The following is an 11,945-nucleotide window of genomic DNA, read 5'->3' on the forward strand; positions in this document are numbered from 1 at the left end:
CTTTTGCTCTGTAGAAGTCCAAAACCGGAACAAAGTCAGAACACGTCAAACCAAAACGTTCAACATGAGAAAGACCGTACTGTTCACCGCAGCGCTCGTGAGCTCTGCAGCTTTCGCCCAAACGGGCGAGATCACCTCGGCCCGTGGCGAGAACTGGTTGTCACAAGATGGCGACTGGGGTCTCACTTTCGACGCCAATCCCCTTCTGAACTACGCTGGCAACCTGTTCAACGGCCACACCGGCAACAACATCGGTGGTGGTCTGACCTGGGCCAACCCTTGGTTCGCTGTACAAGGCAAGAAGCTGGTGGCCGCTGACAAGGCTTACCGCATGAAGCTGCGTATCGGCTTCGGTAGCCAAAAGCAAACGGCCTTGGTGCAACAAGCCGGTCAAAGCGACCCGAACGTGACCGTTGAGGACACGAAGTCGTCCAGCAACTTCAACCTCGTTCTCGGCGCTGGCCTCGAGAAGCGTGTTGGCAGCACCCGCGTGGTGGGTGTTTACGGTGCTGAGGCGTACATCGCCCTCGGTACCAGCAAGGACAAGTACGAGTACGGCAATGCCCTTACCACTGACAACCAGGACAACGCTGAGCAGTTCGGTCAGGGTAACGGAGTTACCGAGCAGAAGTACGGCAGCACCTTCGGTTTCGGTGTTGGCGCCTTCGTGGGTGTGGAATGGTTCTGCGCTCCGAAAGTGAGCTTGAGCGGCGAATACACCTGGGGCCTCATGCTGAGCAGCACGGGCTTCGGCGAGACCACCAGCGAGACATGGAACGGTGCCGACAACGCTGTTGAGACCACCACGGTTGAGGGTCCCACCGGCAAGGAGTTCAACTTCGGCATCGACACGGGTGTGACCGGTGCTAGCGTTGGTATCAACTTCTACTTCCAGTAAGCAACTAGTTGTTTGTGGGGAGCCCCTCGGCGAAAGCCGGGGGGCTCTTCTTTTGTGATCATGTTACCGGTCCTCACAGCACAACTGGTCCGTACGGCCGAAGCTTACACGCTTCAACGCCAGGGTATCACGTCCTCACAACTGATGGAACGGGCTGCCGTGCGGTGCGTGCATTGGCTCACTTCCAATGAGGACAGTTGGGGCCTAGGGGAGCGGATCGAATACCTCGTTCTCTGCGGACCGGGGAACAATGGCGGTGATGGTCTGGCGATCGCGCGCCTCTTGGCCGGTTGTGGTCGCACGGTGAGCGTGGTCCAACCCGAAGCTGCGAATTGCACCGGTGACAATGAAGTGAATGCCCGCCGGCTGCCTGCATCCGTGCCCCGGGTCCCGGTTGACGCGGTGAACGAGGTCCTGCGTAAAGGAGAGATCCTCGTGGTGGATGCGTTGTTCGGGGCTGGTCTTGTGCGGCCCTTGGATGGGCATTGGGTAGCGCTGGTTGAAGAGGTGAATAGCGCGAACTGTCCGGTCGTGAGTATTGACGCCCCCTCGGGTATCAACGTGGATGGGCTCATCTGGCCCGGCTCCAGTGCAGTGGAAGCTGATGTGACCATAGGGTTGGGCTGCTTCAAACCGGCCTATTTGTTCAGGGAGTTCGAGCCGTTCGTGGGGCGCTTGGAAATGCTGCCCATCGGACTGGATTTCGATTCGCATTTTAATGTCAACGATGCTTTATATATCTGTGAAGAGCAGGATGTAGTTGAAATCATTCCAGCGTATCGGCAGTACGCTCACAAAGGCGACCATGGTCATGCGGCGATCGTGGCGGGCGGCCCTGGAATGCTGGGCGCTGCTGTTCTTGCAACGCGCGCTGCGCTCAGAAGCGGAACCGGCTTGGTTACGGCCGTTGTTCCTGAGGACGGTCTACGCGTTCTTCATGTCGCTGCCCCGGAAGCCGTGGTGCAGGTGCAGGGCGATGGGATGCACGTTGCGTTCTCGGCCATGGGCATTGGACCTGGCTTGGGTACCGATCGAGGTGGGTACCTGAGGTCCTTGCTTTCAGGACACCACGGGACCCTTGTCCTTGATGCGGATGCGCTGAACACGATGGCGACCGAGAGGGGCTTGCTGCAGCTGCTGCGGCCCGGAACCATTTTGACGCCCCATCCGAAGGAGTTCGATCGGCTGTTCGGGCCGCATGGCAGCTCAATGGAGCGTGTTCAGCGTGCCGCGCGCGAGGCGATGGAGAGAAGCTTGGTCATTGTGCTCAAGGGAGCTCACACTGCCGTTTGTGCACCCAACGGCACGGTGCATTTCAACCCCACGGGGGATCCGGGAATGGCCAAGGGTGGAAGCGGCGATGTCCTTACCGGCCTCTTGACCGGACTCTTGGCCAGGGGCATGGTGCCCTTCGAGGCAGCACGCACCGGCGTATGGCTGCATGGTTTGGCAGGCACCCTCGCGGCGCAGAAAATCGGTCGCGACGGCATGACCGCAACCGACATTGTTGAATGCTTGCCGGAGGCCTGGCGCGAGCTGCGCGAAATACCCTCAGAATAGACCCTCTACCGGGCCAGCGCCTTCACGCACGATGTGCGGTTCGGCTCCGGTAACATCAATGACAGTACTGCCAACGATGGCCCCCGGGCCGCCGTCAATGATCAGATCGACCTTGGCTGCGAACTGCTCTTGGATCTCCTCGACCTTGTAGGCGTGCGTGATGAATGGATCGGGGCCATGCACCGAGGCCGCAACGAGAGGATGCCCGAGTTCTGTAAGGATGGCTTGGAGGATCGGATGGGCCGGAACCCGGATGCCCACGGTGCGCCGCTTCACCTTGAAGAGATTGGGCACCTCTGCCGTGGCTGGAAGAATGAACGTGTAAGGCCCTGGAAGCGCTTTCTTCATCATGCGGAAGACGGCAGTGTCCATCTGGCGGGCATAAAGCGACGCATCGCTCAGATCGCGGCAGATGAGCGACAATTCAGCCTTTTCCGGACGAACGCCTTTGAGGGAAGCGAGCCGTTCGATGGCCCGGGGTTGTTGCGAGCTGCAGATGAACGCATACACGGCATCCGTCGGCGCAATGACGATCCCGCCATCGGCCAGCACGCTCACCACCTCCTTCACTTTGCGGGCTTCCGGGTCTTTCGGATGCACCGCCAACACTGTTGCTACGGCCACGGTCCCTACTTCGCTGCTTGTGCTTTGCGGTGATCGGCAAGGAATTTCTCCAGGCCCATGTCGGTAAGCGGATGATTGAACAATGCGGTGATGGCGCTCAGCGGGCATGTGGCCACGTCGGCACCTACCTCGGCGCATTGCACGATGTGCAGCGGGTGACGGATGCTGGCCGCGAGTATCTGGGTGGCCATACCGTAGTTGTCGTAGATGCGCCGGATCTGTGAGATGAGCTGCACCCCATCTTGGCTGATGTCGTCCAAGCGGCCGATGAACGGTGAAACGTAGGTGGCCCCGGCCTTGGCAGCTAGCAGCGCTTGTCCGGCTCCGAACACCAGGGTGCAGTTTGTCTTGATGCCTTTTCCGGTGAAGTGCTTGATGGCCTTCACGCCTTCCTTGATCATAGGCACCTTCACCACGATGTTCGGATGCAAGGCGGCCAGGCGTTCGCCCTCGGATACCATGCCGTTGAAATCGGTGGAGATCACCTCGGCGCTCACATCACCGTCCACGATATTGCAGATGTCCACGTAGTGCTTCAGCACGCGCTCCTCGCCGCTGATCCCTTCCCTCGCCATCAGGCTCGGGTTGGTGGTAACACCGTCCAGCACGCCCAGGTCGTGGGCCTCTTTGATCTGTGCCAAACTGGCCGTATCGATGAAGAACTTCATGGGAGCTCCGGAATGGAAGGCCGCGAATGTAGGCGGGCAGCTAGTGCACCTTCCGTCGCGTTTTCAACCATGTGGACACCAGCACCACAGCCAATGACGGAAGTCCGATCCACAGGGCTTCGCTCTTGAGGACCCGCAGGCCCCATTCCCCGAAGAAGGCGCTGGCTTCAATTGGTGAAACAGCGATCGGCCGCCACGGGAAGAAGTACCGGGCGTTGTGGAACGGGGCGAACAAAGCACAACCCAACCCACCCGAGGTGCACATGTCCAGCAGGGGATGGCTGGCCGTGGCGAGGAAGAAAACGAGCCAAAGCCCGAACGATCGTTGGGCAACGGGGTAGGAGAAGCCCACCATCCAAGCGAGCACAGCCGCGAAAGCGAAGGAATGCGTGATGCCGCGATGGCCCAGCACATGCTCGTACGGGATGTCCAAGCTGAAGGCGACGACATCGGCATCGGGAACAACGGCACACAGAACGCCGAGCAGAGCTGTGCGCACGGTGAAGGCCACTCTTGGCGAGGCCTTCGCGATGGCCAGCGCGGCAACAGCATGCCCGAACGCCGAGGGCATTACTCGTAGTGTTTGCCCACCATCCGCTCGAAGGTGTGGCCCGGTAGCAGCTTCTTCAACTGAACGCTCAGCTTTTGAACGCCCTGGGCCACCCGGTACACCGTTCCCGGCTTCGGCGATGCGATGATCTTCGCAACCACCTGCGCCAGTTCATCGGGGTCGCGGCTGTAGTGCAGGCTTCCACCCAGCACTTCCATGGCGCGCTCATACCCTTTGGCGTACGGCTCCGACACACGTTCCGGCTTCAGCCGGCTACCGGCGATGTTGGTCTTGAACTCGCCGGGCTGCACGGTCACCACCTTCACGCCGAAGGGCTTCACCTCGATGCGCAGGGCCTCGCTGTAGCGGTCCAGTGCAGCTTTGCTGGCGCTGTAGAAAGCGCGGTAGGGCAGGCCGAAGTTGGCGGCTATGCTGCTGACGTTGATGATGAGGCCGCTGCGTTGCTGCCGCATGGTGGGCAGCACGGCACGGCAAACGCGATGCGCCCCGAACACGTTGGCATCGAAGAGCCGCTGCGCCAGGGCTACGTCAATGTCTTCCGCCGCACCCTGTATGCCCAAGCCGGCGTTGTTCACCACCACATCGATGCGCTGTTCGCGAAGCAGGACCTCCTGAACGGCGCGCTCCACGGACCCTTCGTCCGTAATGTCCATGGCGATCAAGCGCCAGCCGCTGGGGTCGCGGTCAGGTTTCCGGCTGGTGCCATAGACCGTATGGCCCAAGGCTGAAAGGCGGCTACAAATGGCCAAACCCAATCCGCTGCTGCCGCCGGTGACCAGAACGACCTTCCTGTAGGTGGACATGGCACAAAAAAAGAGGGGCAAGCTGATCGCATCGCTCCGCATCGACCGCCGACCCTTGCTGCCTTCCGGCCCTGGGGGATTGAGCGGGAGCTGGACGTACGAGACTTGCCCCGGGGGCGAAAGTAGCTCGCCCGAGCGAACACAACAGCGCGTTGCGCACCTTTGGCGCATGGACCTGTCCATCGTTGTCCCCCTGTTCGAGGAGAAGGAGTCGTTGGACGAGCTGGTCGGGCGCCTTCACAGCGTCATCCGAGGGTTGGGCCTCAACTACGAGATCATCCTTGTGGACGATGGCAGCCGTGACGGGTCGTGGGAGGAGATCAACCGGCTCCGCATTCAAGATAGCCGCGTGAAAGGAATCCGCTTCGGGCGCAATTACGGCAAGAGCCCCGCGCTCAACGAAGGCTTCATGGCGGCACAGGGCAAGGTGGTCATCACCATGGATGCCGACCTGCAGGACGATCCGGACGAATTGCCCGAGCTCTACCGCATGATCACCGTGGACGGCTTCGACCTGGTGAGCGGATGGAAGAAGAAGCGCTACGACCCCCTGAGCAAGACCATCCCCACCAAGCTCTTCAACTGGGCCACGCGGCGCATGAGCGGGGTGCAGCTGCACGACTTCAACTGCGGGCTGAAGGCCTACAAAAGCGAAGTGGTGAAGAACATCGAAGTGTTCGGTGAGATGCACCGCTACATCCCGTTCATCGCGCACAAGGAGGGCTACCGGCGCATCGGGGAGAAGGAGGTGAAGCACCACGCGCGCAAGCACGGCAAGACCAAGTTCGGACTGAACCGCTTCATCAACGGGTTCCTGGACCTGCTCACCATCGCGTTCATCTTCCGCTTCGGCAAGAAGCCCATGCACTTCTTCGGTGCCCTGGGTACGCTCATGTTCGTGCTCGGGTCCGGTGCTGCTGCGTGGTTGCTAGCCAGCAAGGCCTACCACAGTTGGGTGCTGGGCACGCTAGCGCCGAAAGTCACTGACCAGCCGCTGTTCTTCGTGGGCCTCACGGCAATGGTCATCGGTGTGCAGCTCTTCACGGTGGGCTTCGTGGCCGAACTCGTAAGCCGCAATTCGCCGGAGCGGAACCGGTACAGGATAGCGGAGAGGGTGGGGTGCTGAGCGGTGGATACGAAACATGTCTGCCCCCGAAAAGGGACGTTGAGATCGGCTCAACCAGGCACCAAGCGCGTTCATTCGACACTGAGAGGGTTGCAGATAATGGACGAAAGCCTACCGTTGGCTTTCGACCCTGCGGGGTCGCGTACCTCTGTCGTGTCCACCGAGCGTGAATTCGACCCTGAAGGGGTCGTATTCATTAGCCGATCAAAACGATCGCGCCTTCGACGCTGAAGGGGTCGCATACGTTCGGCATGTACACCGAGCGTGAATTCAACCCTGAAGGGGTCGCACACATTAGCCGATCACAACGAGCGCGTATTCGACCCTGAAGGGGTCGCAGAACTACCAGCGATCCATGGCGTCGTCAGGTGAAATACGGGGGGTCGTATTCAACGCCGTTCTCGTCGAGCAATGCGAGCAGTTCATCCCTGTAGCCTCGAACACGATGATGCGCTTCCTGTGCATCAATGTAAGCGCGCACCACAGCGCGTTCCCGATGCCCGACGCTGAAGGCCGCGTAACCCTCCTGCCAGGCGAAACCTTGCACATGTCCGGCATCTCTCACCCAAGCTGTGGATGCCTTCTTCAATTCACGGACAACATCGGCAACGGCGTGGGTGGCCTTCAAGCCGAACAATAGATGCACGTGGTCGTTCCATCCATCGGTGCTTTGCGGGAATCCGCCTAGTCCTTTGACGGTGCCGCTCAAGTAGCTGTGCAGGTCATCGCGCCAGTCCTTCGTCAAGCAGGGAACGCGGTTCTTGGTTGAGAAGACCACATGGTAATGCAGGCTGAGGTAGGTAGACATGCGATAGGGTTCTTCGACCCTTTCAGGGTCGTGTTGCGGTGTTGCTTGGGTTGCTAATGTCTTTGACCCCTTCGGGGTCTGAGTATCGTCAGCGCATCCGCTTGCAGTGCGCTTCGAGGAAGGCCGCCTCAGCCGCAATTCGCCGGAACGCAATCGGTATAGGATAGCGGAGAGGGCGGGGTGCTGACTAGCTTTTTGCGTGCACCTTCACCGCCGTGAACATGCGCTGCTTCACGCTGTAGCTGTGGCCCTTGCTGATGATGTGCACCTTCATGCCTTCGATGCTGAAGGGCTCGCCTTCCTCCACGTCGGCGTAGTCGCTGTAGCTGATCTCGTGGCCATCGAAGATCATCACCTGCCCGCTGCCGATGGTCTCCAGCATGTCGGAGTCGGTGATCACCACGCCCGTGTCTTCGCCTAGGCCGATACCGATGGCGGCCGGGTTGGCGGCAACTGCCTGCGATAGGCGGCTGAACCGCCCGCGCTCCACGAAGTGGCTGTCGATGATCACGTCATGGATCAGCGCCGCCCCGGTGGTCAGCTTCACGCCGCCTTTGATGAGCCCGCTGCTGCTGTGGCCCTGGTAGATCATGGTGCTGCTCATGCACATCGCCCCGGCGCTTGTGCCCGCGATCACGAAGCCGGATTCTTCCTCGTAGCGGCGCTTCATGAGTTGCAGGAAGGCCGTTCCGCCGAAGATGGTCGTGAGCCGCAACTGGTTGCCGCCGCTCATCATCACGCCATCGGCCTTGGCCAACCGCTTGATCATGTCCATCTTCGCATGGCTGCGCTCCCGGATGTCGAGCACGTCGATGTCCTTCACGCCCAGCCGGCCGAAGGCTTCAATGTAGTTGGCGCCAACTTCATCGGGGATGCTGCTGGCGCTGGTGATAACGGCGATGCGGGCGCTCGTGCCACCCATCTCGTCCACCACGCGGCGCAGAATACCTTCCTCGATGAAGTTGTGAGTGAAGACCTTGGTGTTGTGACCGGCCTCCGGGTCCTTGCCCTTGTCCTCGTTGCCGCCGATGGCGATGAGCTTGCCTTTGGGTGCCATGCTTGCTGATTACCCCCGCCCCCCGAGGCCGCCAAAATAGAGGACTGCATCGTGGGCCTTCCACCCGTGCGGGCGAAGTATGAACAACGCCGCTCCTATATTGACCCGCAGAACACCCTTGTCATCAACCTTCGCCGTGGGCTACGGCGGACACCATCACCCTTGCCGTAGGCTACGGCTGATACTATGCGGATCCTGGAGCTGAAAGCCATGCGCGGCCCGAATTATTGGTCGGTGCGCCGCCACAACCTCATCGTCATGCGCCTCGACATCGAGGACCTGGAGCAGAAGCCCACAGACAAGATCCCCGGGTTCTATGAGCGCATCACGGCGTTGCTGCCGAGCATGGTCAGCCACCGTTGCAGCGAGGACCACGAAGGCGGCTTCTGGTCGCGGGTGAAGCGCGGCACCTGGATGGGCCACGTCATCGAGCACATCGCACTGGAGATCCAAACGCTGGCGGGCATGGACACCGGCTTCGGCCGCACACGCAGTACCCGCGACAAGGGCGTGTACAACGTCGTGTTCAGCTACATCGAAGAACCGGTGGGGATGTTCGCTGCGAAAGCGGCCGTGCGCATCGCTCAAGCACTCATCGACGGCACACCGTACGACCTCGCAGACGACATCCAGAAGATGCGTGAGCTGCGCGAAGAGAGCCGCCTCGGACCCAGCACAGGTAGCATCGTGCAAGAAGCCGTGTCGCGAGGCATTCCCTACTTGAGGTTGAACGGCCAAAGCCTTGTGCAGCTCGGCCACGGCATTCATCAGAAGCGTATCCGCGCCACCATCACCAGCAAGACCAGCAACATCGGTGTGGAGATCGCCTGCGACAAGGAGGAGACCAAACAGCTGCTCGAGAGCTACGAGATCCCCGTGCCCAAAGGCCGCGTGGTGCGCACCGAGGAAGGTCTGAAAGACGCGCTGGAAGTGGTGGGCTATCCCTGCGTGATCAAACCCATCGGCGGGAACCATGGGAGAGGGGCCACCATCGGCATCAAGACTTGGGAAGAAGCCGTGCCCGCACTGGCCAAAGCCAAGGAGATCAGCCGCAGCGTCATCGTGGAGCGCTACATCACCGGGCTGGACCATCGCCTGCTGGTGATCAACCACCGGTTCATCTGCGCGGCCAAACGCACGCCTGCGTGTGTGGTCGGCGATGGAAAACACACCATCGCTCAGCTCACCGAAGAGGTGAACAAGGACCCGCGCCGTGGTTTCGGGCATGAGAACGTGCTTACGCGCATGGACATCGACGATCACACCTTGAAGTTGATCGGGTTGAAGGGGCTCACCCCGGACAGCGTTCCGAAGAAGGACGAAGTGGTGTACCTGAAAGCCACCGCCAACCTCAGCACCGGAGGCACCGCCGATGATGTGACCGAAGTCGTCCACCCCTTCAACGTCTTCCTCGCCGAGCGCATCAGCCGCATCATCGACCTCGACATCTGCGGCATCGACATCATGACCGACGATATCAGCCTGCCGCTGAACGAGTCAGGTGGCGCCGTGCTCGAAGTGAATGCCGCCCCCGGCTTCCGCATGCACTTGGACCCCACCGGCGGCATCGGCAAGAACGTGGCGGAACCCGTGGTGGACATGCTCTTCCCGCCTGGTGCGCCGAGCCGCATCCCCATCACCGCGGTGACCGGAACGAACGGCAAGACCACCACCACGCGACTGGCGGCGCACATCATGCGCAGCGTGGGCTACAAGGTGGGCATGACCTGCAGCGATGGCGTGTACATCCAGAACCGCCTGCTGATGAAGGGCGATTGCACGGGCCCGGCGAGCGCGCAATTCGTGCTGAAGGAACCCGTGGTGGATATGGCCGTGCTGGAGACGGCACGTGGTGGTTTGGTGCGCAGCGGCCTGGGCTTCGAGCATTGCGACGTGGCCATCGTCACCAACGTGGCGGCCGATCACTTGGGCTTGAAGGACATCCACACCCTGGAGGAACTCGCCCACGTGAAGAGCACCGTGCCGCGCAGCGTGCGCCGCGAGGGCTATGCCATCCTGAACGCCGATGACGATCTCGTGATGGCCATGCGCAAGCAGTGCGATTGCAAGATCGCCCTCTTCAGCCTCGATGAGAACAACCGCCTGATCCGCCAGCACTGCAAGCTCGGTGGCCTCGCCGCGATCTACGAGAACGGCTTCATCACCATCAGCAAGGGCGAATGGAAGCTGCGGATCGAGAAGGCGGTGAACGTGCCCATCACCTACGGAGGCAAGGCGGTCTTCAACATCCAGAACGTGCTTCCGGCCGTGCTGGCAGCGTATGTGCAGGGCGTGAAGATCGAGGACCTGCGCCAGGCGCTGCTCACCTTCGTGCCGGGTGCCGCCCAGACGCCGGGCCGGTTGAACCTCTTCCAGTTCAAGAATTTCCAGGTGGTGGTGGACTACGCCCACAACCCGCACGGCTTCGAGGCGCTGGGCAAGTTCCTCAGCAAGATCCCCGACAGCCCGAAGGTGGGCGTGATCGCCGGCGTGGGCGACCGCCGCGACGAGGACACCGTGAACCTCGGCCGCCTCAGCGCGCAGATGTTCGATGAGATCATCATCCGCCAGGACCGCAACCTGCGCGGCAAGACCGACGACGAGATCATCGCGCTCATGGTGAAGGGCATCAAGGAGGTGGACCCCAACAAGCCTTACATCATCATCAAGAAGGAGGAAGAAGCCATCCGTCACGCCATCTCGACGGCCAAACCCGGCAGTTTCCTCACGCTCTGCAGCGATGTGGTGCCCGATGCGCTCGCCCTTGTACTGAAGCTGAAGGAAGAGGATGAGAAGGTGGCGTTCAGCAAGGATGATATCCCGAACAGGAACAAGGAGTTGGTGGGGTGATACTAAATTGCTCGTGTTTTGACTCGGATGATGGTTTGACTCTCGTCATCTGCTCATGAAGTGGAAGCTCAGTGGATATCTAATCACAGCCTTCCTCATCGTGTGGTTAGCGATAGGGATTAGGGCTTCGGTGAAGGATTCAAGATCAGAGATCGTGAATTCCTTCGGTTCCGCTGACCGCGTTGAATTGAGGCTTCTGAACTATGGACCTGGACTTCTTTGTGATGCTGAACTGAGAAGTAGTCTGATGTCCGTCCTTAGAACTTTAGAGCCGACGAATTATCCGCCAAGACAGAGTTGCTCAGTGGTCCACATTGTTGCTTGGTCATCGACCGGTGAGGAGATTAATGTGCTCGATTTGCTGACCACGAATAACGACCAAGGCATTTTCGGTATGCCGGGGGAGCAGAACTACTCCTCTGTTCAAATTCCGAATCTCTTGCACCTAATGCGTGTCAAACATCCAGAGCTAGGTCTTCGGTTCTTCAATGCGCAAGGGCGTTGCGAATAGGACTGCTCCCGCGGATCTGCGATCCGTGGCGAGTTCGGAACACCCCGCTGCATCGGATTCGCGATTCGGTCACGGCGATACCTTCGGCGCATGCCTCCTGCCTACTCAACGCTATCCGAAGCCGTGAACGACTTCCAGCGCCGCGGCTATACCGATGACCTGATGCTGGCTGGCCATTGCGTGGTGTGCGAGCCGCGCGGCATCAACCTCGATCCGGCGGAGTTCGAGATCGACGAGTTCCACCGTTTCGAGGGCAACTCCGATCCCGAGGATCAGAGCGTGCTCTATGCCATCAGCTCGAAGTCCCGCGACATCAAGGGCATCCTGGTGAATGCTTACGGGCCCGATGCCTCGAGCCTCACACAGGAGCTCGTTCGCAAGCTGGCCACGCACTGAAGCGTGCGGGTTTCGTCCGTTCCCCACTGCGCGTAGCGTGCTCGAAGGCGCGGTAAGCTGAGCGTAGGCTGCG

12 protein-coding genes and 1 other RNA gene are annotated in these 11,945 nt (G+C 60.5%); 6 read left to right on the top strand and 7 right to left on the bottom strand.

Annotation, left to right across the window (positions count from 1 at the left end; genetic code table 11):
- Positions 1-64: 64 nt before the first annotated feature.
- Entirely contained in the window at positions 65-898 is an 834-nt protein-coding gene (locus IPJ76_16270; GenBank protein ID QQR86136.1) for a hypothetical protein, read from the top strand.
- A 60-nt stretch (positions 899-958) separates the two neighbouring features.
- Complete coding sequence (locus IPJ76_16275) at positions 959-2,458, top strand: NAD(P)H-hydrate dehydratase (protein ID QQR86137.1); 1,500 nt, start codon at positions 959-961, stop codon at positions 2,456-2,458.
- Here the strand turns inward: IPJ76_16275 and IPJ76_16280 are convergent.
- The 5 genes from IPJ76_16280 to ffs all read right to left on the bottom strand — a co-directional run bounded on the left by IPJ76_16280 (position 2,450) and on the right by ffs (position 5,235).
- Positions 2,450-3,082: a threonylcarbamoyl-AMP synthase gene (locus IPJ76_16280; GenBank protein QQR86138.1), complete on the bottom strand. Its 633-nt coding sequence runs from the start codon at positions 3,080-3,082 to the stop codon at positions 2,450-2,452. The two genes, IPJ76_16275 and IPJ76_16280, sit on opposite strands and share 9 nt — an antisense overlap.
- Before the next feature lie 5 nt (positions 3,083-3,087).
- Positions 3,088-3,750 carry a fructose-6-phosphate aldolase gene (fsa, locus tag IPJ76_16285; protein ID QQR86139.1) on the bottom strand — a complete coding sequence of 221 codons (663 nt, stop codon included), beginning with the start codon at positions 3,748-3,750 and terminating at the stop codon, positions 3,088-3,090.
- 40 nt (positions 3,751-3,790) lie between these two features.
- Positions 3,791-4,321, bottom strand: coding sequence for a metal-dependent hydrolase (locus IPJ76_16290; protein ID QQR86140.1), 531 nt, complete (start codon positions 4,319-4,321; stop codon positions 3,791-3,793).
- Positions 4,321-5,124: an SDR family oxidoreductase gene (locus IPJ76_16295; GenBank protein ID QQR86141.1), complete on the bottom strand. Its 804-nt coding sequence runs from the start codon at positions 5,122-5,124 to the stop codon at positions 4,321-4,323. Before IPJ76_16295 ends, IPJ76_16290 begins: the two co-directional genes overlap by 1 nt.
- Before the next feature lie 12 nt (positions 5,125-5,136).
- An RNA gene (gene ffs, locus IPJ76_16300) (signal recognition particle sRNA small type) lies at positions 5,137-5,235 on the bottom strand.
- Between the two features lie 58 nt (positions 5,236-5,293).
- Here ffs and IPJ76_16305 point away from each other — a divergent pair.
- Positions 5,294-6,250 carry a glycosyltransferase family 2 protein gene (locus tag IPJ76_16305; protein QQR86142.1) on the top strand — a complete coding sequence of 319 codons (957 nt, stop codon included), beginning with the start codon at positions 5,294-5,296 and terminating at the stop codon, positions 6,248-6,250.
- A gap of 364 nt (positions 6,251-6,614) precedes the next feature.
- On the opposite strand, the gene tnpA is transcribed toward IPJ76_16305, so the two are convergent.
- Together tnpA and IPJ76_16315 are read right to left on the bottom strand one after the other, a co-directional pair.
- Positions 6,615-7,058: an IS200/IS605 family transposase gene (tnpA, locus tag IPJ76_16310; GenBank protein QQR86143.1), complete on the bottom strand. Its 444-nt coding sequence runs from the start codon at positions 7,056-7,058 to the stop codon at positions 6,615-6,617.
- A 187-nt stretch (positions 7,059-7,245) separates the two neighbouring features.
- On the bottom strand, positions 7,246-8,115 hold the full coding sequence (locus IPJ76_16315) for a cyanophycinase (GenBank protein ID QQR86144.1): 870 nt from the start codon (positions 8,113-8,115) through the stop codon (positions 7,246-7,248).
- 186 nt (positions 8,116-8,301) lie between these two features.
- Between IPJ76_16315 and cphA the strand changes: the two genes are divergently transcribed.
- From cphA to IPJ76_16330, 3 genes are all read left to right on the top strand, one after another.
- A complete protein-coding gene (gene cphA / locus IPJ76_16320; GenBank protein ID QQR86145.1) occupies positions 8,302-10,965 on the top strand; it encodes a cyanophycin synthetase in 2,664 nt (887 codons plus the stop codon).
- 55 nt (positions 10,966-11,020) lie between these two features.
- Positions 11,021-11,476 carry a hypothetical protein gene (locus tag IPJ76_16325; protein QQR86146.1) on the top strand — a complete coding sequence of 152 codons (456 nt, stop codon included), beginning with the start codon at positions 11,021-11,023 and terminating at the stop codon, positions 11,474-11,476.
- A 90-nt stretch (positions 11,477-11,566) separates the two neighbouring features.
- Positions 11,567-11,872 (top strand): phosphoribosylpyrophosphate synthetase, encoded by a 306-nt coding sequence (locus IPJ76_16330; protein QQR86147.1) that lies wholly within the window; start codon positions 11,567-11,569, stop codon positions 11,870-11,872.
- Positions 11,873-11,945 lie beyond the last annotated feature (73 nt).

This window comes from Flavobacteriales bacterium (genome assembly GCA_016699575.1).
Lineage (GTDB): Bacteria > Bacteroidota > Bacteroidia > Flavobacteriales_F > PHOS-HE28 > PHOS-HE28.